This is a genomic window from Myroides odoratimimus (assembly GCF_038039805.1).
GTDB classification, from domain to species: domain Bacteria; phylum Bacteroidota; class Bacteroidia; order Flavobacteriales; family Flavobacteriaceae; genus Flavobacterium; species Flavobacterium odoratimimum_B.
In genome coordinates, this window is record NZ_JBBPHK010000002.1 from 270,247 (window position 1) to 293,909 (window position 23,663).

Annotated in this window: 21 protein-coding genes; 9 read left to right on the forward strand and 12 right to left on the reverse strand. The window is 32.0% G+C overall.

The features are described from left to right. Positions 1-38: 38 nt before the first annotated feature. The 4 genes from AABL85_RS03070 to AABL85_RS03085 all read left to right on the forward strand — a co-directional run bounded on the left by AABL85_RS03070 (position 39) and on the right by AABL85_RS03085 (position 5,683). Complete coding sequence (locus AABL85_RS03070) at positions 39-1,526, forward strand: S41 family peptidase (protein WP_341309158.1); 1,488 nt, start codon at positions 39-41, stop codon at positions 1,524-1,526. Between the two features lie 114 nt (positions 1,527-1,640). Beyond that, on the forward strand, positions 1,641-2,351 hold the full coding sequence (locus AABL85_RS03075; RefSeq protein ID WP_341309159.1) for a sterol desaturase family protein: 711 nt from the start codon (positions 1,641-1,643) through the stop codon (positions 2,349-2,351). A 262-nt stretch (positions 2,352-2,613) separates the two neighbouring features. Continuing rightward, positions 2,614-3,747: a hypothetical protein gene (locus AABL85_RS03080; protein WP_341309160.1), complete on the forward strand. Its 1,134-nt coding sequence runs from the start codon at positions 2,614-2,616 to the stop codon at positions 3,745-3,747. Positions 3,748-3,904: 157 nt separating this feature from the next. Next, positions 3,905-5,683 (forward strand): aminopeptidase P family protein, encoded by a 1,779-nt coding sequence (locus AABL85_RS03085; RefSeq protein WP_341309161.1) that lies wholly within the window; start codon positions 3,905-3,907, stop codon positions 5,681-5,683. A gap of 51 nt (positions 5,684-5,734) precedes the next feature. Here the strand turns inward: AABL85_RS03085 and AABL85_RS03090 are convergent, their stop codons facing one another. After that, positions 5,735-6,598 (reverse strand): hypothetical protein, encoded by an 864-nt coding sequence (locus tag AABL85_RS03090; RefSeq protein ID WP_341309162.1) that lies wholly within the window; start codon positions 6,596-6,598, stop codon positions 5,735-5,737. 671 nt (positions 6,599-7,269) lie between these two features. Then, positions 7,270-7,764, reverse strand: a complete 495-nt coding sequence (locus AABL85_RS03095) for a GNAT family protein (protein ID WP_341309163.1) — start codon at positions 7,762-7,764, stop codon at positions 7,270-7,272. Between the two features lie 180 nt (positions 7,765-7,944). Here AABL85_RS03095 and aroC point away from each other — a divergent pair, with 180 nt between their 5' ends. Next, on the forward strand, positions 7,945-9,012 hold the full coding sequence (gene aroC / locus AABL85_RS03100) for a chorismate synthase (protein ID WP_341309164.1): 1,068 nt from the start codon (positions 7,945-7,947) through the stop codon (positions 9,010-9,012). 3 nt (positions 9,013-9,015) lie between these two features. Here aroC and AABL85_RS03105 read toward each other — a convergent pair whose 3' ends face one another. Genes AABL85_RS03105 through hutI form a run of 4 tightly spaced genes read right to left on the reverse strand, consistent with a single transcriptional unit; the run spans position 9,016 to position 13,369 of the window. Then, positions 9,016-10,365, reverse strand: coding sequence for a HAMP domain-containing sensor histidine kinase (locus AABL85_RS03105; protein WP_341309165.1), 1,350 nt, complete (start codon positions 10,363-10,365; stop codon positions 9,016-9,018). Position 10,366: 1 nt separating this feature from the next. After that, entirely contained in the window at positions 10,367-11,041 is a 675-nt protein-coding gene (locus tag AABL85_RS03110) for a response regulator transcription factor (protein WP_341309166.1), read from the reverse strand. A gap of 2 nt (positions 11,042-11,043) precedes the next feature. Further along, the gene (locus AABL85_RS03115; RefSeq protein WP_341309167.1) at positions 11,044-12,087 is read right to left on the reverse strand and encodes a formimidoylglutamase; all 1,044 of its coding nucleotides are present in this window, start codon (positions 12,085-12,087) and stop codon (positions 11,044-11,046) included. Positions 12,088-12,130: 43 nt separating this feature from the next. After that, positions 12,131-13,369: an imidazolonepropionase gene (gene hutI, locus AABL85_RS03120; protein WP_341309168.1), complete on the reverse strand. Its 1,239-nt coding sequence runs from the start codon at positions 13,367-13,369 to the stop codon at positions 12,131-12,133. Between the two features lie 79 nt (positions 13,370-13,448). Between hutI and corA the strand changes: the two genes are divergently transcribed. Together corA and AABL85_RS03130 are read left to right on the forward strand one after the other, a co-directional pair. After that, positions 13,449-14,534 (forward strand): magnesium/cobalt transporter CorA, encoded by a 1,086-nt coding sequence (gene corA, locus AABL85_RS03125; protein ID WP_341309169.1) that lies wholly within the window; start codon positions 13,449-13,451, stop codon positions 14,532-14,534. A 1,325-nt stretch (positions 14,535-15,859) separates the two neighbouring features. Further along, on the forward strand, positions 15,860-16,894 hold the full coding sequence (locus AABL85_RS03130) for an LLM class flavin-dependent oxidoreductase (protein ID WP_341309170.1): 1,035 nt from the start codon (positions 15,860-15,862) through the stop codon (positions 16,892-16,894). A 64-nt stretch (positions 16,895-16,958) separates the two neighbouring features. Here AABL85_RS03130 and AABL85_RS03135 read toward each other — a convergent pair whose 3' ends face one another. From AABL85_RS03135 to AABL85_RS03145, 3 genes are all read right to left on the reverse strand, one after another. Continuing rightward, entirely contained in the window at positions 16,959-18,371 is a 1,413-nt protein-coding gene (locus AABL85_RS03135) for a PLP-dependent aminotransferase family protein (RefSeq protein ID WP_341309171.1), read from the reverse strand. A gap of 145 nt (positions 18,372-18,516) precedes the next feature. Further along, positions 18,517-18,993 (reverse strand): hypothetical protein, encoded by a 477-nt coding sequence (locus AABL85_RS03140; RefSeq protein WP_341309172.1) that lies wholly within the window; start codon positions 18,991-18,993, stop codon positions 18,517-18,519. Between the two features lie 108 nt (positions 18,994-19,101). After that, the gene (locus tag AABL85_RS03145) at positions 19,102-19,347 is read right to left on the reverse strand and encodes a hypothetical protein (protein ID WP_341309173.1); all 246 of its coding nucleotides are present in this window, start codon (positions 19,345-19,347) and stop codon (positions 19,102-19,104) included. Positions 19,348-19,756: 409 nt separating this feature from the next. On the opposite strand from AABL85_RS03145, the gene AABL85_RS03150 reads away from it, so the two are divergent. Both AABL85_RS03150 and AABL85_RS03155 read left to right on the forward strand, forming a co-directional pair. After that, positions 19,757-20,494, forward strand: a complete 738-nt coding sequence (locus AABL85_RS03150) for an OmpA family protein (protein WP_341309174.1) — start codon at positions 19,757-19,759, stop codon at positions 20,492-20,494. Positions 20,495-20,656: 162 nt separating this feature from the next. Beyond that, on the forward strand, positions 20,657-21,340 hold the full coding sequence (locus AABL85_RS03155; RefSeq protein ID WP_341309175.1) for a phosphoribosylaminoimidazolesuccinocarboxamide synthase: 684 nt from the start codon (positions 20,657-20,659) through the stop codon (positions 21,338-21,340). Between the two features lie 52 nt (positions 21,341-21,392). On the opposite strand, the gene AABL85_RS03160 is transcribed toward AABL85_RS03155, so the two are convergent. From AABL85_RS03160 to AABL85_RS03170, 3 genes are all read right to left on the reverse strand, one after another. Further along, complete coding sequence (locus AABL85_RS03160) at positions 21,393-21,632, reverse strand: twin-arginine translocase TatA/TatE family subunit (RefSeq protein WP_341309176.1); 240 nt, start codon at positions 21,630-21,632, stop codon at positions 21,393-21,395. A gap of 94 nt (positions 21,633-21,726) precedes the next feature. Continuing rightward, entirely contained in the window at positions 21,727-22,806 is a 1,080-nt protein-coding gene (locus tag AABL85_RS03165) for an alanine racemase (RefSeq protein ID WP_341309177.1), read from the reverse strand. A 4-nt stretch (positions 22,807-22,810) separates the two neighbouring features. Beyond that, the gene (locus AABL85_RS03170) at positions 22,811-23,254 is read right to left on the reverse strand and encodes a GNAT family N-acetyltransferase (RefSeq protein ID WP_341309178.1); all 444 of its coding nucleotides are present in this window, start codon (positions 23,252-23,254) and stop codon (positions 22,811-22,813) included. Positions 23,255-23,663 lie beyond the last annotated feature (409 nt).

Below are 23,663 nucleotides of genomic sequence, written 5' to 3' on the forward strand. Positions count from 1 at the left end.
TAAATTCTTTATTTTAGATAATTTAATTGAGAACAGGAATGATAAAAAAAGGTTTATTATTAATTGCCTTATTATTGAGTAGTTCTTTTGTATTAGGACAGAAGAAGTATTCTGAGTTGACGAAAGAAGATTATTTAAATGATTTTGATATACTTATTAATATTATAAAAAAGCAACACCCTAATCCATTTAGAAGTATAAGTGAAAAAGATTTTGACAAGAGAGTTGCAGAAATAAGAGAAAAATTAGAAGAGAATCCTTCGTATGCTAATTTCTTATTATCTAATCCGATTCCTCTAATTCACGATGCTCATTCTTCTTTGAGTACAGATAGTACTATTTTTGAAGATTTTACAAAGGAAACTTCTTTTTTTCCTATTAATACCATTGTCTATGATGGAAAGGTGTTTGTGAATCAGCACAATTCTAATATCCCTGTAGGGAGTGTTATTACAAAAGTAAATGATGTTAAGTCAGGAGATTACTTAAAGCGTATAAATGTAACAACAGATGGGAGTATAGAGGCAGATGACGCTAAAGATTTTTCTTTTTATGTGTCTCTGATGAGTCCTGAGAAGGAGTATAAGATTAATTATCTTGATAGTCTAAATGCTGTAGAGGATAAGGAAGCTACACTCAAGGCAGTTAACTATGCACGAAATTATTACAATGTACAGAAAGCAATATTACCAGTAGATATCATTAGTTATTCTTATGGAATTTATGGGCAAAAAGTTAATGATGACACATACTGTTTAACGATTAAAACTTTTGCTTTCTCAGAGGAGTTTGCCTACCAGAAGTTAAGTTCTTTTTTTGAGAAGATTAATGAAGAGGGAGTGAAGAATCTAATTATTGATATCAGAGGAAATGGAGGTGGATACCTAAGTAATATTCCTCTGTTTTATTCTTTTATATCACAAGAGAAAGTGTTTAAGAACAATTATCGATATGCAACTAAGGTCATCGATATCAATGTGCGTGAAAACTTGATAGATGCTAGTGGTAGACAATATTCGGATATGGATATTAAGAATATGAATAACTTTATGTTCCAGCGATATGATAAGAGTGAAGTAGAGGGTGATGAATACTATTATGGAAATAATAGACTAGATGAATCCTATGTAGAGAATTATCCTCGTGATCGATATTTCTTTGAAGGGAATACAATGTTGTTAATTGATAATAATACGGTCTCAGCAGCAGCTTATTTTGCTTCATTATTTAAAGAGAATAAAAGAGGAATTATCATAGGTCAAGAGACGCGTACATGTAGTAATTTCACTACAGCATCTTGGTTTATTAATTATAAATTACCCAATACGCAGACAGTGGTAGATTTGCCTCGATCAGAAGTGTTTTTTAATAATTCTATTAGTACTGAGAAAGGCTGTAGAGGAGTATTACCAGACTATACAGTTGATGAAAAAGCCTTTTACAGAAGTATATTAAACGAAGAAGATCCTGAGCTTACATTTGCTTTAGATTTGTTAAAGAGACAGGCACAAAACGAAGAACAGTAATTAAGAACACGCAAAGATAAATGTAGATATATAACAAAAAGATGACTAAAGCAGTCATCTTTTTTGTTATATGTTTTTTGTAAGTTTGATTATTAATAATTTAAACAAAGAATAATGTTAGATCTAGTGAGCAGAATGTCTATTGTACAACTAATCATTTTTAGTATACTGTTGAATGTACTGTTCTATGGTTTATCTATTGGAATGTACTTGATTTTAAACAAGTGTAAGAAGGGAAAGTATATTCAGGATGTAAAGCAAGAGATTACTAGAAGAGATTTAATGTTATCATTTGTTGTTTTACTATGTAATGCGGCTGTCTTTGTATTAGGAGTAGGATTGTATAAATATGGATATATTCATGTTATAGAAAATAACTCTATAGCTGTTATAGCTTTACAAACCTTAAGTCTAGTAATTGGTATGGATTTTCTGATGTATGTATTTCACAGATTAGCCCATATCCCTCTTTTTTACCCATTAGCACATTTAAGGCATCATGAGCACAGTAGTGTTAATGCTATAAGTTTATTTGTACTACACCCAGTAGAGGCTATTGGTTTTGGGCTACTGTTTATCTTGTTGTTGTGCATATATCCTTTTGACACTTTTTCGATAGGACTTTATTTACTTATTAATCTTATCTGGGGAACTATAGGCCACGTAGATAAAGATGTGTTTAAGAATACTTTCTTTGAACGTTGCACACGAGATATACTGTGTTTAACTTTATTTCACAATATTCATCATCAAGATCCTAACGTTAATTATGGTTTCTATACATTATTATGGGATAAACTTTTTAAAACATATAGAAAAGTATAGTGAATGCCTTACAACTATTTGAATATTAATAGGGTACTTAATTTATTGTCGCCATTATGATGATTGTATTTTCTTGTTTCTATTTGTAAGGTGTTGATATATAGTGGTGTCTGTATCCTTATAGTGGTTTGTAGCTATCTTTTTAATTGTTTTTGGAAACGTAATTTTATTTTTTTGTCATTTGAAATTTGTAAATTTGATATTGATGGTTTTAGATAAGAAGTTTAGAACTATGTATACTATGTTATTTAAAAAGAAAATTATGAAAAAGGGTATTGTAATATTGGCACTAAGTATAGGAGGAGTACTCTATGCACAAGATCATACTACAGTGACAGATTCTATACATAGAGATACTCTTAAGTTGAAGGATATTAGTTATCTAGTAGAGACTTCTACTGTTAATGATAGTTTGAAAGTTGTAGAGAGGACAGCGTCATATCCCAATACATTAGCTGTGTTAACAGACCGATTAAAGTTTGTCTCACTTTATGATCAGGAAGCTAAAGCGTATATAGATGTAGAGACTAAAGCTGATACTACTAAGGTAAGCTCTATATATAAAGAGGGGAAGATGTATAAAGGATTGTTATTAGAAGAGAATAAATCTAATGATATAGATCTTGTTTATTATGATGAGGCTATTCCTCGTTATCGCTATACTATAGATTTCGATTATCACTACTATACATTATTATCTAGTGAGTTTGATAAAAACGATTCTATCCGAGAACAGTTTTATGATTTACGCGAAGGGAGTCTATTGCCTTTAAAACAAGAGTATGTCGATGGGCAATGGACTACATCATGGGATAAGAACTTGAAAAAGGACGAAGTAGTCTTAAATGGAGTAGCTACTCCTGCTACTTTGTATTCTTCACTAGATGAAAAAAAAGAACGTATGCTATGGAAATTAGAAGACGAGCATCAGGTATTGCATTATGTTTTTTTACAAAGACAAGGAAATATGATAGTAATCTATGAGCAATCTTGTCCTAAGAATGAAGGTGAGGAAGTATATCTTAATGTGGCTTCAATGATTAATGTTGGTTTTGACAAAAAAAGGGTGACTGCTAGAACTAGTAATAAGGAGTCTATTTCGGATATTTACTTTGAAAACTTTGGTAAACCGAACTGGAAAAAACCTAATCAATATGTTTTTGATTATTATAGAAGATCAGATAAGAAGCTTGTACGAGCACGTGTGGTATTAGATAAAAGTGTTATGGCTAATAAAGTGTTTTCAGATTTTATAACAGCTTTATCTAATAATCCAGAACTGTTTAGAAGGGATGTTCGCTTAAAAGACTTTTCTTTTGAAGATGTATTAAGCAAGCAAATAATAAGATTAGATGCTTCTATTAAGCCGACTCATATTTTAGACGAACAAAAATAATATAAAAAAAGCCAACTAAATGTTGGCTTTTATTTTATTTAAGGAATTAGGAATTAAGCTACTATCTACATAAGTAAAAACTGTTCTAATTTAACAGATTTATCTTTTTGTAGTAGTTGTCATTTTGTACCTTTAGCTTGAAAAATTTATTATCATAATGACATATTTAGAAAAATTATCGAAGATACGCTCACTTATGAAGGAGAGAGGTATTGATGGATATATTATCCCATCTTCAGATCCACATATCAGTGAATATTTACCAGATTATTATAAGTGTATAGTTTGGACATCTGGCTTTAGTGGTTCAGCAGGAACGTTAGTGATCACGCAAGATTTTGCTGGATTATGGACTGACTCTCGTTATTTTGTACAAGGCCCTGCACAGTTAAAAGGCTCTGGATTTGAGTTAGTAAAATTGAAAGTTCAGCATGCACCAGAGTATGTTTCATGGTTAGGTGAGAAGTTACAAGCTGGTAATACAGTAGCTTTTGATGGTAATTTAGCTTCTCTAGCAGTAGCTAATGCGGTAAATACCATACTTGGTCCTCTAAATATAAAAGTAGATGGTCATGTAGATTTATTAGATATAATATGGAATGATAGACCAGCTTTGCCAACAGAGCCAGCATATACATTACCTATTTCTATTACAGGGCAATCAACGCCTGATAAAATAGCTGCTGTTCGCAAAGTTCTAAAGCAGAAGAGAGCGACTTGTCACTTAGTATCTTCTCTTGATGATTTAGCTTGGTTATTGAATATAAGAGGTACAGATGTAAAATGTAATCCAGTTACACTTGGTTTTGTGTTTATCAGTCAGGATAAATCTATTTTGTTTATTGATTCTAAAAAATTAGATAAAGGCACAGCAGAAGAATTACAAGGATATGGTATTCTTATCAAACCTTATGATGAGGTTAGAAATTACCTAAAATCATTAAGTGCTAGTGAGACTATTTTATTAGATCCTAAGCGTACTTGTTTTGCTACTTATGATTCAGTACCGTCTAACGTGACTATTTTAGAAGATATGAACCCTTCTACTATGCTAAAAGCAGTAAAGAACGAAGTGGAGTTAAATCACGAGAGACAGGCGATGATTAATGATGGTGTAGCATTGACTAAGTTCTTTAAGTGGATAGAAGAAAATGTAGCATTAGGCGAATTGTCAGAGATGAGTATTGCAGATCACTTAAGAGGATTACGCGCAGCTCAGCCAGGCTTTAAAGATATTAGTTTTGATACTATTGCTGGATATAAAGACCACGGAGCTTTACCACACTATAAGGCAGAAGAAGATAGCAATTATAAATTAGAACCTAAAGGGTTGTTATTAGTAGACTCAGGGGGACAATATGAGACAGGTACTACTGATATTACTCGTGTAATATCTTTAGGAGAGTTGACTCAAGAAGAAAAAGAAGATTATACTATCGTACTAAAGGGGACTATAGAAGGATCGATGGCTATATTCACTAAAGGTACTAGAGGATATCAAATCGATGCTATTACACGTCGTCCTATATGGGCTACTATGCGTAACTACGGACACGGTACAGGTCATGGAGTAGGATTCTTCTTGAATGTACACGAGGGACCTCATACATTTAATGGTGCTGCAGTAGATATCGCGATAGAGCCAGGAATGATTAGTTCTATAGAACCAGGATTGTACAGAGAAGGTAAACACGGTATTCGTATCGAGAACTTAGTAGTATCTAAAGATTTGGCTTCTAATCAATTTGGCGATTTTATGGATTTCGAAACAATTACAATCTGTTATATTGCTACAGACTTAGTAGAGAAATCACTATTGGATCAGGTACATATTGATTGGTTAAACAAGTATAACCAATGGGTATACGAATCTTTAGAATCAAGATTATCGGCTGAAGAGGCTGCTTGGTTAAAAGAAAAAACAAAAGCAATTTAAGTTACATATAAAAAAAGGTTGATTCAAATGAATCAACCTTTTTTACTTTTATTACGCTTGTAATATGTTTGAATAGCGAATAATAGGATTATATCCGTTATTTTCGAATTTTTTGTATTTCGTGATTAATGATTCTGTAGACATAAAACCACATACATCGGCAATCTCTTTAAATGAATTCTTCGTAAAGAATACAAGTTCTAAGCTCTGTAAATACTTTCTTTTATCATAAAAGGTAAGGTATCCCTCTCCAAAGAAATAGATAAAATCATTATTAAAATCTACACTAGAGATATTCTTTTGTTCTAATGCATTTTTAAGATCGTGTGGTGTGCATACTTTGCTTAAAGCTAATTCCTTGTAAAGCTTTACGTACTTAGCCTTGTCTTTCATATAGAAATCGACTTCTAATAAAGAATCTACACGTTCATTGCGAATGTTTAAGTAGAATAGATTTAGAATAAACTCACCAGTTTTAGAGTCTTTAAATAAAGTTCCTCCTAAGCCACACAGTCTATTCTCTCTATTTAAACAATTAAATCTGATGTAATGATAGGTATCATCACTTAATCCTTTATTTAAAAAAGGAAGTTCGCCTAGTATTACTCTCAAGATCTGTTGTTGAACCTTAGGTTCAAACTTCTCAAAGTTAATATCTCTTAATTGTTTAAAATTTTTGTCTAATACTAATGAAAAGGCTTCTGCGTATTGGACATTGTCTTTCTCTTGTTGTAAAGTCGCATAATCTAAGTGAACTAATGACTTATACAGTGTAGTAGTCATGGAGTCAAAGTAATTGTAGTGAAATCGTTGCCAAGCAAGAGAGTGCTTGTTTGCTTTAATGTTGAGGTTAGTAAATTTTTCTACGAATACCCCCAGAACATCTGAGAGTTCTTCAAATAATTCAAGTGTCATAATAAGTTGTTTGATTAGTTAGGTTTTGTTAAGGACAATATATATAATTTTTCTATAAAAACAAACAAGAATATTTTAATTTAAATATTTATTACTGTGTTAAAATTGAAAATAGCTAGATATTTATGGTATACTATTGCATTATAGTCAATGGTGGTGTATGGCATAATGTCTTTATAACCGTGATGTTTAGAAGGATTTAGTATTAAAATAGAAGACAATAAAGAGTAGAAATGAAAAATGTTTTTTTTACATTATATTTGTATCGAAAAAGCTCTATAAAGTGAAAAAACTTTTTAAAAACTGGGTTTTAGGCTCTTATTATAAAGTTTTTTTTAGGTCAATAACGTATGGTAAAAGTAAAAAAAGATAACTTTTGATCTTAGGACTACTGCTTTTAGTGGTATATTGATATAAAAATAAGAGTAGAGTTACCTCTTAGTACACTTTTGGTTAATCTTAAATATAGGAAGGTGTATGTACAGTTGTAGTACTACGAGATATGTCTCGTTTGATTTGAGTCTGTTGTAAGTCCGTTATGAGTCCGTATTGACTCCATTAAAACAGACATTATCACGGAGTCAGGACGGAAATAATATGCTAAAAAGATAGACGTATTAGCAACCTTACTGCTAAGAGATAGCAATGAGTATAGAAGATATACTAAGTGGTTACTTTTTAATGTAGTTCATTTGCTTGCTAAACCATTGTTCTCCGTTTGATAGATCAAAACTTCTCATAGGAACATCAGCAAAGGTAAAGCCTATTTTTTCATAACATTTAATAGCTCCAATATTCCAATCAAATACATTAAGGATAACAGAATCACTTTGGATATCATTTAGACAATAATCTACAAAGGCTTGCATCATCCTTTGTCCATATCCTTTTCCTCTATTATTTCGATCACCTACCACTATACGAGCTAGTTTAGTAGTGTTATTCTCCATTAAAACAATTTCACCTACTCCAATTGTAGTCTCATTATCGCTATCGATTGCTTTAAAGAATAAAGAGTTTTCTACTTTCATGAAAGCTAAGACTTGATCCTCTGTAAGAGGGTAAGTAAATGCAGTTCCTCCAAACTGTAGTAGTTCTTCTTTCGTAAAATTCCAATCTATAATTAATTGAATATCAGTTTTTGTGAATGGCTTTAGTACAATCATATTCTTGTTTTGATTTGCAAATATACTAATATATGATAAAATGGAGAGGAAGGGGTAGGAGGTAAAAGAAATAAAATCAGAGTTAGAACGTGAGAAATAGAAAGGCATTTGTCAAAAAATATCCAAAATAACAAGGTACAAAACTTAGAAAAGTGGTAAACTTGTATAAAATACATTAATATGGCAGGTAATACTTATGGCAATAGATTTAGGGTAACTACTTTCGGAGAATCTCATGGAGTAGCGATCGGTGGTATTATAGACGGTTGTCCAGCAGGAATAGCGTTAGATTTAGAACAAATCCAGTTGGAATTAGACAGACGTAAACCAGGTCAATCTAAGATAGTTACACAACGAAAAGAGGCTGATGAAGTGAAATTTCTTTCAGGAATATTTGAAGGGAAGACAACAGGTACTCCTATTGGTTTTGTAATTGAAAATACAAATTCAAAATCAAAGGATTATGATCATATCAAAGATATTTATCGTCCGAGTCATGCAGATTATGTATATGATGAAAAATATGGACATCGCGACCATAGAGGAGGTGGGCGTAGTTCTGCTCGTGAGACAGCAAGTAGAGTAGTAGCAGGTGCTATCGCTAAGCAAGTTTTATCAGAGTTAAAAATAACAGCGTATGTGTCTTCAGTTGGAGATATTGCTGTTGAGAAAAAATACAGTGAGTTAGACTTTAATGAGATAGAGAAAAATCCTGTTCGTTGTGCTGATCCTGTTAAAGCAGTAGAAATGGAGACTTTAATTAAGGAAGTCAAAAAAGATGGGGATTCTATAGGAGGAACTATTATCTGTGTAGTACAGAATGTGCCTGTAGGACTAGGAGAGCCTGTATTTGATCGTTTAGATGCTGATTTAGCGAAAGCTATGCTTGGGATCAATGCTGTTAAAGGGGTAGAGTTCGGCAGTGGATTTGAAGGAACTAAAATGAGAGGGAGCCAGCATAATGACTCTATCTTACCAGATGGCAGTACTACAACAAATAATGCAGGAGGAATCGTTGGGGGTATAAGTAATGGAATGGATATTTATTTTAAAGTTGCTTTTAAACCAACAGCTACTTTAATGAAAGATCAACAATCCATCAATACCGCACATGAGGTGGTGACAGTACAAGGGAAAGGAAGACATGACGCTTGTGTATTACCACGTGCAGTACCTATTGTGGAAGCGATGACTGCGATCACGCTTCTAGATTTTTATATTGAACAATTTGGTTTCAAAAGAAAATAAACTTTAAAAGATTAAAGTAATAACTGTTCCTTGTTCTAGCTGAGAAGTAATGTCAAATTGAATGTGATGTTGCTCAAAGATGATAGTAGCAAGGGACAGTCCTATACCACTACCTTTTATTTCACCTACATTTTTACCTCTATAGAATGTTTGTTTTATAAAAGCTAATTCTTCTTCAGATATACCCTTTCCTTGATCTTCTACACTTAGCTGTAGCCTATTGTTATGTAGAGATAATTCTACCGAGACAGGCTTGCTATTAGAGTATTTTATAGCATTTTCGACAATGTTGTATAGTGCTAGATGGATTAGAGTTTCATTGCCTTTATACTCTAGTTTGGTGAAGTCATCTACATTGATACTGATCTGTAATGTGGTCTGTAGCTCTGTTAGCTTATCCTGTAGTGCTTCATATATATTCCAGATTATCTCATCTATTCTAAATAGGCTCGCATCTTTCTCTGTGTTCTTTAAACCTGATAATAAGAGAAGGTTACTTAAGATATTCTCTATTTTGTACACATTTTTTAAAGCGTCCTTGACCACTTGATTATATTCTTCAGGAGAACGTTCTTTCTGAGCAAAGACCTCTAGGTTACCACTGATAGCTGTAAGGGGAGTCTTAAACTCATGAGAAACATAATTAATAAAGTTCTTCTGAATCAAGAATGTTTCAGATAGTCTGATTAATAGGTTGTTATAGGTAGAAATTAGCTCTTCTAATTCATCATTTGTTTTAGGCACTTCTATGCCATTTTCTAGATTAGAGTAGTTTACCTCATTTACCTGTTGTACAATATTCTTAAGAGGCTTATAGGCGATATTAGAGATGTATTTACTTAGAAAATAAATAGTTAATAATCCTCCTACCAATACAACGCATAAAATAAGAATAAGACTTCTCATCTGATTCATAAAGTCAGCTGTGGACTCTCTCGTATATACTACGAAATCCCCTTGGTTATCAGGGTAATAGATTCCGTAATAAAAAAAGTCATTTGCTTTAAATCGGTGTGATTTATCAGTTCTCGTCTTGTTTAAAACGGCACTTGTCAGTGCAGGATCATTTACTAGGGCTCCATAAGATAACTGATTGCTAAAATTATACACAGCTACATTTTTAGACTGAATGGTAACTTTAAATTCTTCCTTTACAACAGAATGTTCTGTATGAGATAGCTCGTCTTGTTCTAAATAATAAATTGCAGATAGTAGGGTGGTATTCTTAAGATTATTAAACACAGACTCTTGTGTCTTAGAGTAGTAAGCTAAGAATATAATAAGTGATGCAATAAAGAATACTATACCAAAAACTATAGTACTGTAGGTGGTAAGACGAGTGCGTAGATTCATATCATTCTTGTAGCATATAGCCAGTTCCTTTTATGGTGTGTATTATTTTTCCTTTAGATTCATCTATTTTACTTCTTAGATAAGAAATATAGACATCTACTACATTAGTATTAGGGTCAAACTGTATTCCCCATACCCGTTCTAAAATCTGCATTCTAGAGACTACACGATCTTTATTTTCTAATAAGAAAAGTAATAATTTGTACTCTCTAGGTGACAGATCTATTATTTTATCTCCTTGTGTGACTAGGTGTTTTTCAGGATCTAGTTTTAAATCAGCACATATATAAATATGGTCTTTTTTTTCGTAATTAAATTTAGTACGTCTCGTTAAGGCATTAATTCTTGAAAGTAATTCGCTAAAGTGAAAAGGCTTTGTAAGGTAATCATCTGCGCCACTATCTAATGCAGATATCTTATCTGTGGTTTCGCTTAAGGCGCTTAACATCAGTATAGGGGTATAGTTCTTTTTAAAGCGAATCATTTTGGTCAACTGAATACCGTCTATACCTGGAAGCATTATATCCATTAGGATAAGATCCCAATCAGCACTGAGAATAAGATCTCTAGCTTCTTCTCCAGAAGCAGCAAGTTGTACTTGCATACCATTTTCTTTTAAACCTTTGACGATAAAATCACTGATGCGAGAATCGTCTTCCACAAGTAATATATTCAAAACTAAATTTTTTCTGTGTTTGATTTGATAAAATCGGTTACTAAATAAGCGATTAACTTCCCTACAAGATGACTGTTTTGTTCAAAATCTAAAGAAGGAGCCCCTTCACAGATATGAAGATATCCAACATTCTTAGATTTAGCAAAGTAGTGAATGAATTGTCTCAATCTCTCAGCAGAGAACCCGGTAGGCGTAATAGCACTACTAGCGACTAGTGGCACTGCGTCTAAATCTATTTCTATACCATAAGTATTGTTTTCGATATGTCGTTGAGCAGTTAGTAATTCGGTATCAAAAGATTTCTCTTTGCGAATGCGTATTTGCTCATAAGTATTATACTTAACGCGGTCTGCATGAAGTTTAATATCACCAAAAACGGTTTTAGAGGTATAGCTCTCATGTAGACCAAAGATAAAATAGTTCTTTAAAAAGCCTTCTTCGAATGCATAAGAAAATCCGTTACCACTATGTCTACCCTCTAATGGTCTAAAATCTGTATGCGCATCAAAGTTGATTACATTAATAGCTTTGCCCTTTGCTAAAGCAAGCCCCTTAATATTTCCATAAGCATTATTATGTCCACCTCCTATAACAATAGGTATTTTGCCTGCTTTTACAATTTTGGCGATGGTATGTGATACCTCTTTATCTATGCGAGATACTAGTTCGAAGAGTCTTTTTCGATCTTCTCGATTATTAGGGTCTAGTTGTTCTGCTTCTTCTTGTTCTTCACTGAAATCTAAATGTCCGATCAAAGTAGTCCAGCTTCCTTTACAGAATCTGTTGTGTTGAATATTTAAAAGGCTGTTTAAGAAATTTTGCCAAGCAGAAGAAGTACCTGTGCGACCTAGATTAGCTTTTACACCTATATCTTCAGGAATACCAATAATAGCATATTTAGCGTCTGTAGCTGCTAATTCGTTATGCCAATTCTCTTCTGATTCTAAAGTGTGTACTCTTTCTCCAAATTTGATTTCTCCACTTCTGAATTTGGTTAAGGCAACCAGATCAGTTTTTTTAAATAACACTAGTTTTTGTTTGTTCATAGCTATGTTGTTGTGATGCAATTGATACTAAAGTCTACTTATATTATTGTATTTTTCCGTTTAGAATTACTTGATCGATATGATTAGAACCAAAAGCATACGGTAATTCGTAGAAAGAGTTTAGTGGTTTAGTGATAATTAGACTAGCTTTTTTCCCTTTTGTTATACTACCATATTCTTTTTCGACTCCCATCGCATAAGCTCCATTTATAGTGGCAGCATTAATTGCCTCTTCAGGAGTCATTTTCATCTTGATACAAGCTGTAGCTACGACAAAGTTCATATTTCCAGACGGTGTAGTACCAGGATTAGAATCTGATGCTAAAGCTAGTGGTAAGCCTGCTTCTAACATCTTTCTAGCAGGCGTATAAGGAATAGAGATAAAGAAAGAACATGTAGGTAGAGCCACAGGCATTGTTTTACTTCCTTTTAGAATTTCGATATCTTCGTCTGTTACTATTTCTAGATGATCTACTGATAGCGCACCATTTTTTACACAGGTTTCGATTCCTCCAATAGCTGTAAATTGGTTAACATGAACCTTAGCAATGAGCCCGTGTTCTTGTCCTGCTTTAATGATTCGCTCTGTCTCTTCGCATGAGAAATAACCAGTCTCTAAGAAAGCATCTACATACTCAGCTAAGTTTTCTTTAGCAATAGCCGGAATCATTTCATTGACTATAAGGTCGATATACCCTTGGTGGTTATCTTTATATTCAGTAGGGAAGGCGTGAGCTCCTAAGAAAGTAGCTTTAATCGCTATAGGGTAGTTTTCTTTTAGCTTTTTAATCACGCGTAGCATTTTAAGCTCAGCTTCTACTGTTAATCCGTATCCTGATTTTATTTCAACAGCTCCAGTACCTTGACTGATTACTTCTTCTAAACGTTTGCGAGACTGTTCATATAAATCTTCTTCAGAAGTTTCTTGTAGCTTTTTTGCAGAGTTTAAGATTCCACCACCTCTATTGAAGATTTCTTCATAACTAAGCCCATTGATGCGGTCTACAAATTCTAATTCTCTATTACCAGCATAGACTAAGTGTGTATGGCTATCTACCCATGTAGGCAAGATGGTTTTCCCAGTAGCATCTATCACTTGATCCATTTCACTCTCCTTAGGGCAAGTATCCATCGTACCATAATCCGCTATCAACTCATGTTCTATAATTAGATATGCATTGTCTAGCTTAGGTAAAATGGCCATATCAGCTCCAGATACTTTCTCTATAGATTCATTTCTAACTTGTAGTATTTCTTTTATATTTTTGATTAGTATTTTCATATCTGTTTAAGTTGTTTTTTTAGGCTTATACATACGATAAAAGTTAAAAAACTTTTATCTTTAAGCAAATTTACAAAATGTGAGACGAGTTAAATATAAGAAAACTAGAAAACTTCAACCAAATTCTTTAGAATATGCAGGTTCTTTCCCAGAAGTGCCCATTTCTATGCAGTTGTTTATCTACGATGAGAATACATTCGAAGAATACAATGATTTAAGCTTGAAGGAAATAGAAGAAATATTGTTAGCTGCCTCTCCGAATGCTATAAAGTGGTTTAACCTGCACGGATTACACGATATAGATTTATTAAAAGAGGTAGGGAACTTCTTTCATATAGAATCTTATATCATGGCAGAGATCTTAAACTTCTCTAGAAGAACGAGAGTAGAGGAGTTAGACAACACATTATTCTTTAGTGTAAAGGCTATTTTGCCTTCTTCTAATGAAGATGTTTTAGTCGGGATCGAACAGATTAGCTTTATCCTTCAAGAGAATGTACTATTGTCATTTCAAGAGAAAAGAGGAGCCTTCTTTAATTTGATTAGAGAACGAATTAGAACTAAGACGGGACAAATAAGAAGAAAAGATTCAGGATATCTATTATATGGATTATTAGATTCTTTAATGGAGAGTTATTTTGTAACCTTGGATTTGATAGAAGATAATGTAGAGCAGATACTTTTAGAGGCTAGAACTAAGTATCACAAGCAGATACTCGTAAGTATAGAAGAGTATACACAGCAACTACAAGAGGTAAAGAGAGCTATCATACCCCTAAGAGAAGTATTGTATAATTTAAAAACTCAACATGATAAAAAGAATGTAGAGTACCAAATTAGTAGAAGTAGTATCGTCTTCTTTGATCGATTACAGTATAAAAGCTATGAAATGCTTGATCAGATAGATTACAATCTGAACAAACTAGATAGTGCTACAAACTATTATTTTTCTTCTCAGAGTAATAGAATGAATGAGATTATGAAGGTGTTGACTATTGTCTCTGTGGTCTTTATTCCCCTGACGTTTATAGTAGGAGTTTATGGGATGAACTTTGAAAATATGCCAGAATTAAAAACAGAAAATGGTTATTTCTATACTCTATGGGCTATGTTAGGCTTAGTTATTCTAATGATAAGCTACTTTAAATGGAGAAAATGGTTCTAAAAAACTTTTAGTTATATTAGATCAACGTTAAAAGTCGGGGAGAAAAGTGTAAAACACTATCGTTGTTTTATGCTGGATAGCAAAGAAATATTGAAACTAATCTTACCAGAGTACTTGGTAGAGCTCTTAATAATGTAAGAGCTGAAGAATAAAAAGGGTGGTATGTTCCTTTTGTAGATTACAAATTTATAAAGATTTAAAAGAACTAATTCTACTTACTTCCACTTATTTCCATTTTCTTCCATTCTTTTCCGAATACTTCTCAATATTTCCAAAAAAGTCCACTTATTTCCATTTTTAAAATTATAAATAACTGATTATCAGAATAAATACTTTTTGAGCACAGTCGTTTCTTCGGAAGCCCTTCGGAAGAGTTCAGTATTTGTTCGGACTGAGGGGCAGTTTTCCGAAGAACGCCCAAAGACTGCCCAATAAATTCCCGAAGAAAGTGCATTTAGGTTTTTATTTTTCAGAGATATTTTTTTAGGTCTACTTTTTGAATAAAGTGCGATATTTCTAAAAATAAAATATGTAATTAATTGATAATTAATGTGATTATACTATTTTTGTAACTTTTAAAAAATTACGACTGATAATTTCCTGTGAGTAGTCCCTTCTCCCTTTTAGATTGACTATACCTTTTGTGTAGTCCCTAACTTATGTAATTAATAAGTTGTATTTATTGATTCTGTATAAACTAGGAATCCCTTACTTACTTCTAGGATAAGATACAAAAAAAGCTCTATCAACAACAATAGAGCTTTCATAATAGGAAACAACATTATAACTTAAATAGAACATAAGGTTCTATGATAGTTCTTTTTATTACTTAGTCTCTTTTTTAGATATTAAAATATTGAATAATAATAGTTTACTACTATGAGACATAAGATTTGTATTTAATGAAATAGAAGAATGTAATAATCTAGAATTAAAACTTCTATTTCTCTTTATTATTAATCTTGTAGGACAAAAGTATAAAAAAACGACAGTATAATTTCCTAATTTGACGCTAAAACTTACTAAAAGTGTCCTTTTTGCGAATAAAACTTTTTGATTGTTAATCTATATCTCTTACAGCTTCAAATTATATTAAAACAGATTAGGTTCTTTAATTAAATGTAGAAAAATGTAATACTTTTATGTTTGAACAACCTGTTTTTTTAACTTAAAATGCCTTTTTGGTCATTTTCTTTGAATAATATTAAGCTTTTATCTAGTAGGGAGTAATTATTGACAATATATGACTGTATATATCTTAATATAGATTAAGTATATTCTCTAAGAATAGGAGTAATTTTATAGTATCATAAAAAAAGAGAAAGATGGAAATAGGAATTAGTATGTTTGGGGATTTGAAATTCGACAAACAAAACAATAGTTATCAATCGAGTACACAACGTATCAATGAGATTATAGAGGAAGTTAAGCTAATGGATGAAGTAGGATTGGATGTGTTCGGTATAGGAGAACATCACCGCAAAGATTACGCAGTTTCTACACCAGACATTATACTAGCAGGAGCGGCTACTGTAACTAAGAATATAAAACTAACTAGTGCTGTAACAGTATTAAGCTCTAATGATCCTGTACGTGTGTATCAATCATTCTCTACTATAGATGCAATGTCTAATGGTAGAGCAGAGATTACGGTGGGACGTGGAAGTTTTATAGAGTCATTCCCTTTATTTGGATATGATCTTAATGATTATAATGAATTGTTTACAGAAAAGCTTAATTTGTTATTGAATATCAATGCTATAGAAGGACCACTGACATGGACAGGAAAACACAGAGCTTCTCTAAAAGAACAGCAGGTTTTTCCAAGAAGTGAACAGCCAATGGATGTCTGGATTGCAGCAGGAGGAACACCGGAGTCTGTGCTAAGAGCTGCTAAACTAGGACTACCTCTTGTATTTGCAATTATTGGAGGAATGCCAGAGCAGTATAAGCCGTTCTTCGATTATTATAAACAAGAGTACATTAGTGCTGGTCATGATATTAGTAAAATGCAGATAGCTACTCACTCACATGGATTAGTAGGAGTAGATGGAAACGCTTTGGCTAAAAATTATTTTCCTGTATATAAAGAGCAGATGGATAGAATAGGGGCATCACGTGGATGGCAACCCTACACTTATGAGCAGTATGAAGGAGGAAGAAGTAGAGAGGGGGCTTTATTCATAGGAGATGTAGATCAAGTAGTAGATAAGATTTTATATCATCAAGAGATGTTTGGCTTAACACGTTGGTTAATGCACAGTGATTTAGGAGCACCAGATCACTTAACACAGATGAAAAATATAGAGCTATTAGGTACTAAAATTGCCCCTGCAGTTAAAAAAGCTTTGCGTAAATAATATCAATGATTATAACCTAAAAAAAATCCTTTAGTAAAGACCTTACTAAAGGATTTTTTTTAGGTTATAAATGTCTTTTTAAGCAAAGGATAGCTTCTTCTATTTGTCGTTCTGACAAGGATCCAAAACTAAATCTAATCCCTTGTAATTTAATGCTATAGGAGAATCTTTCTGGCCCCATGAAAGCGATTTTATCTAAATCAAGTTTCTTTTTAAGTTTGTCCCAATCTATTTCTTTTTTAGGTTCTAACCAGATTGCTAATCCTCCATCAGCGATTGTATAATTTACTTGTTCTTTAAGATTTTTCTCTAGTAAATCGGCAGTTATATCTCTCTTGTTTTTATAGTAGTTATGAGCTTTTTTTAAATGCTTTCTTATTGTACCATCTTCCATTAATTGCAAGATAGCTTGTTCCATTATATTGTCACCCTGTACATCAATAATGCTTCTTAGTTCACCTATTTTTTGGATTAAATCACTGTTCGTAGCTATATAACCGATACGTAGAGAAGGAGCTACAACTTTACTCAATGTTCCTATATATACATAGTTTAGTACATTAGGTAAGCTACTAATAGGCATAATAGGCCTATGTCCATAATGAAATTCATAATCGTAATCATCTTCTATAATTGTAAAGTTATACAGGTTAGATAATTCTATTAGTTTATATCTTCTCTGTAAACTCAGTGTTGCTGTAGTTGGATATTGATGGTGAGGAGTAACGTAAATAGCTTTAATTCTTTTGTTTTCTTTTAAAAGACTTTCGACTTGACTGATATCAATTCCATGTTGGTCTACATCAGCGTATAATAATTTTGCTCCAGCGTGCTCAAATGTATGCCAAGCTTTTCTATATCCAGGATGTTCTACTATAACATAGTCATCTTTCTTTAGTAATACTTGGGCAATGAGATACATCGCCATCTGACTTCCTCTCGAAATACATATTTCTTCAGCAGTTACTTGCATACCACGCCAATGATTTAGCATTTTACTGATATGTTCTCTAAATTCAAATAGTCCTAATGGAGAGGAATACCCCATCATTTGCCACTTTCCTTTTCGTTTAAATATTTGACGGTAAGCTCTTGCTAACTCTTCAACAGGAGCAATTGAAGTATCTGGGTTTCCGTCATCAACATTGATGTTGTATTGAATAGCTCTATTACTTTCCTTCTTTATAGCTAGTTTTTTGTGAGGAGTTATATTTATATCAGCAAGTTTAGAAACGAAAGTACCACTACGCGATTTGGATATAATCCAACCTTCGCTTAATAAGACATCATAGGCTTCAATAACTGTATTTCTGTTTACTCCTAAGATTTCTGCTAGTTTTCGACTACCTGGGAGAGCTTCTTCTTCTTTTAATTGTCCTGTTTTTATAGCTTCTATAATAGCATCAGCTATTTGAAGATAGATAGCTTTCTTTTCTGCATTAATAATCTGTATCTGTAAAGGCCAAGGTCTAAGCATATTAATAAAGTGTGTAAAATAAGTCAATGAATTTACGTCAATCTCAAGCTATTTATTGCAAGATATAAGTTGGATATAAAGTGAAATCAAAGGTACAATGAAAAAGAGAATTATATTTTTTAATTTATACAGACACTGAAGTTTGTTAATTGCTTTTGTTTTTTTTGGTTATTAGTTTTCTACAAGAAGGATGTTTTTCCACACAAGAGGTGCCGTCTGACGAAGGATAGCAGTTGGCGCTATTATTAGGTGTGATGCAATGGTTACTACCATAGATAAGATACTCGCTTTCTATACGTGGTATAGATACTAAATGGGCAAGAGAAATAAGGGTGTAATCTTTATTTTTACTGATAAAGTAGTAATTGTTGTTTAATTTTAAAATCGCTAATGTAGGAGAAGTAACTTTAGAAAAATGGGGAGTAAAATATTCTTCTATCTCGGTTTTAAGAACCTTAGGCTTAATCAAGAATTGATAAGATTCTTTACCTATAGAGTCTTTTATAATTCTGACAATATTTTTTTCTTGTAAAGTTTTCTTTTGATAGGCAGTAATTGTGGTCTTTTTTTTCTGTGCAAGACAGTAAAAAGAACATAGAAGGAAAATAATCAAGGCTCTCATTATCAATATTTTTATATAAGGATAAGAGCACAAACACTATTCCAAATTTAAGATCTAATAGCAATAAAAGAGTAGTAAGGTGAGAAGTTCTATTATTCGCAAGATTCACTAAAACTGGATTAGAAAATACTTTATTTTTTTCTTTTTGAAGAGAAAGTAGTTGTACTTGTACTTATAGATAGGAATGATAATAAAACCTTTTTCTTTCAATTTCTTCGATATAGAAGTTGGCAAATTATTTATAATACATGAGTTTTTTCCTTTTATAGCTGATTCTTTTAGTTGATTTATTATTTTTTTGTACTGATCATTAAGAGCATTTTCTGCAATAACATTGAGTTCTTCTGCTGTCATTCGATTCTTAATTAAATGTTTTTTGTGCTTGTAAAATTATATAAATGATTAAAATAATTCGTAAAAAGTGTTTTTTTTATATTATTTACATCATATATGAGGCTTTTTTTATTGAATTAATTATTTAGAAGTACAGCTACTAATAATGTTTCTTTTTTGAAAGTGAAATTAGTATCAATGAGTTTATAAATTAACAATAAGTGACAACTATGGTGAAATGTTTGAATATTTTAATTCAAATTAGAATAAAGACTGAAATAGAATCTCGAATATAGATATATTATTAGGTAAAAAGTAAAAACAGAATGAATCTGTTTAAATAAAATAAGTATAATGTTAAAAATTATAAAATAAAGTGTAGTTTTGTGTAAGAGGAATAATAATGTTTATTAGTCTATACTAGAATGATATGAAAAAATTACAATTAATAACTTTAGGGCTTTCTTTATTTGGTGTTATATCTATATCTGCTCAGAAGATAGAGGGAAGAGTATTTGATAAAAAAACAAATAATCCGATAGAAGAAGGAGAAGTTACTTTCTTTAATTCAACAGGGGATAGAATAGCTACAGTATATACTTCTGCAGATGGTGCTTATGTCTTTGAACCAAAGAGAATGGCAGATATTCATAAGGTATCTACAGCTGCAAAAAATTACAGTAAAGCAGAGGTTCTCTTGAATCAAATGGACAATGGTGTAGTTGCTAATTTTGGATTGACAAGTATAGTAAGTGAATCTCAAAATAGAGGTAACGCAATGGCAAGTGGAAATTATAATACGTCCACAGCTACTGCTTTAAATTATGATAGTTCTACGTTACCATCTTTTTATTATGATTTTAATAGTTCTTATTTAAATGCTGATAATAAAGCATCGGTGGATGAGATAGTAGCTTATATGTATAATAATAGAGAGGCTAGAGTGAGAGTTCATGTTTATTTTGACACAAGAGGAAATGCCAAATATGATGAATGGTTAGCAGATAGACGAGCAGATAGAGTTATTAATTATATGATCATGAAAGGAATCTCTCCTTCGAGATTATTAAAATTAGTAGAAACTGTATATCAGAATGTACCTCCTAAAGAAGGAAGTTATAAAGGTGGAGCATCAGAAAATAGAAGATGTGATTTTGATCTTATTTAAATGATAAATGTAAAGTATAAAGAGCTGAAAGTATTCATTACTTTCAGCTTTTTTTATGTTGTCTACTTTAGGCGATAGTAACTATAAATAAAGTTTCTGAAAAATAGTTAGAGTTGGGACATTTGTCTTATTTTTGAACTTTAATAACAACACTAACACACAATGACATTAAAGTATCAAGGGAAGACTAAAGATGTATATAGTCTACCAAATAATCAAGTTCTTTTAAAGTTTAAAGATGATGTAACAGGAGAAGATGGAGTATTCGATCCAGGGGCAAATACAGTAGGATTAACTATCGATGGGGCTGGTAAAAGTGGGTTGAAAATGACAAAACACTTTTTTGAAGTTTTAGCACAAAAAGATGTTCCTACACATTATGTATCTGCTGATATAGAAGATGTATCCATGATAGTAAAAGAAGCTATACCTTTTGGTAAAGGATTAGAAGTAATCTGTCGTTATAGAGCTGTAGGAAGCTTCTTTAGAAGATATGGAGCTTATTGTACAGAAGGACAACCATTAGATAGCTTTGTAGAAGTAACCATTAAAGATGACGAAAGAGCTGATCCAACTATTTCTGACGATGCACTAGAAATGTTAGGTATATTGTCAAAAGAAGAATATGCAATTTTAAAATCTCGTACTAAAGAGATTTGCCAAATTATAAAAGATGAGTTAGCTACTAAAAACTTGGAGTTATATGATATCAAATTAGAGTTTGGAAGAGATAAAGCAACTAATGATATTATTTTAATAGACGAAATTTCTGGAGGTAATATGAGAGTTTATAAAGATAATGTTTATATTGCTCCATTAGACTTGGAAAAAGAATTCTTAAAGTAAGAGGTAATAAAAAAGGGATATTTTATAATATCCCTTTTTTTGCCTAAAATCCTTATTTAATGGATTCATTTGTTGAATCAACATTGCTTTTTTGCTCTTGAACATTTTCATTCGCAATAGCATTAGTTGTATTCGTTTCTCTTGTAGCTTGTTTGAATTCTTTAATTCCTGTTCCAAGTCCCTTCATTAATTCTGGAATTTTTTTTCCACCAAAAAGTAATAAAGCTATTGCAACAACAACTATTAATTCAGAGGGAGCTACTCCGCCTAATGGTATAATTGTTGAAACCATATTGTAAAGATGTTTTGATTGAGGAAAACAAATGTAATTAAGAGAATTGTTAGATAGTTTTTTTTAACATGATTTTAATTTGAGAATAAAGGAATTATGCCTTCTCAATTACGCTTTTTTCAACATAATTAGAATTCATAATTCTAAGAATTCCCATATAGCTCATATGAAATGAGATTGTGTCACCTACTTTTAAGTTTTCTGGGTTATTTCCTAGATCCATAACCATCATGTCGGAACTGGATCCTACGAATTGTTGTTTAGTGTTGATAGGGGTAATATGGTCTTCTTCAATATCTAATAATCCTAAGTCAATAATAGCCCTATAATTCACGCTATTTTCCCATTCTGGTGCTAACTCTACTTTCTCTCCAGTCATTTTCAATCCGATTTCTCCTTCAGGCATCATTGGCTTTTCATATAACTCAATGATTTCTGCATGAAGCATAAAGATATTTTGTTCAAAATCTGGGTAAGCTACATTATCATAGGCATTAGTTCCCATAAATAGGGTCTCTCCAATTCTAAAGTGATTAATAGCAGATGGGATAGTGTCATTTAATATTAAAGGAAGAGTCACAGAAGCACCTCCAGATAAATAAGGAATTTGCTTCTTAAATTTGAGCTCTAATAAGTCTCTAAATAGAGTTAGTTGTATTAGTTTATCATTATTAGGCAATACGCCGTACATACAGGTGAGATTAGTGCCTAGCCCAATAATATCTATGTTAGGTAGTTCAAATACTTGACTATAGAAGTCTATCAGTTCTTCCCTTAGAACACCTTCTCTTAGTTCGCCAAGTTCTACCATAATAACGATCTTATGTACAATGTTTTGACGCTTAGCTTCTTCAGAAAGAAGTTTTATCGTCTCTAGTTCTGTATTAAAACTGATATCTGCGTATTCAATAATCTCTTCAATACTACCATTAGGGGCAGGTTTAATATAAATGGTTTCTACTGTAGGATCAATTTGCTTGATCATTCTTAAGTTAGAAACTCTAGAATCACATATTTGTTGAGGGTTTAATGCTAAAACCTCTCTAAGGAAGGTCTCATCACCACAAAGTAATTTACCTACAACAGCCCAGTGTATTTCTTTCTCCTGAAATAGAGCATCTAGTTTGTTGTAATTGTGTTTTAATTTACTTTGATTTAATGTTATATAAGCCATCTTCCTATTTTGTTAATCTCATTTCTATATATTTTTTCTCAAAACCTTTTCGTTCATATAGGTTTTGAGCAGGGTTATCTTTATCTACATGTAAGGCAATAGAGCCATGTGCTTCTTCTTTTAATCGGTCAATTAATTGTCCTCCTAAACCTTGACCACGTACACTAGAATCTATAGTGATATAGACAAGGATATGTTCAGGAATAAATCCACCCATTAAAGTGTCTAACAAGACCGTGATACCAACGATTCTTTCTTCTTTATTTTTGGCTACTAAAATAAATCCACCAGGTTTATTGTCATAAGAAAGGGCATAGTGAATTGCTTTTTCTATATCTTGTTTTTCGTCTCCATATTGTTCTAAATGAAGGTATAGAAAATCGACGTATTCTTTGATTTTTGATTCGTTTGTAGGTGTGTGTTTGTCTATTTTATGAATTGAAAGCATAAAAAAATGTTTATATGCTTATTTAGGCTTTACAGAAAAGATGAAGACAAAATAGAAAAGGTATAAACCTTTGATTTGAAAGTAAAAAAATAGAAACGAATATTGTGTTTCTATGGAATATCTCTTTTAATAAAATAGCTAAATAAGCTTGATTAAATAAATTTGATTTTTGTAAAAATACAAAAAATATGATATTTTGACAAGTTTAAATGATTTTTGTTGAGAAAAAGCAATTATTAGGGGTTGTGATAGTGCTTTGTTTGTATAGATAAAAGTAGGAGTAATACCTTTGTTATAAAGGGTTTAGTGATGATGTGATAAGAAGAAGGAAGTTATAAAACAAAGGGTGCTGATTATCAGTTCATATTTTTTTAAAAAATAACAAACAAGGCTAATAGTGAGTTCTATT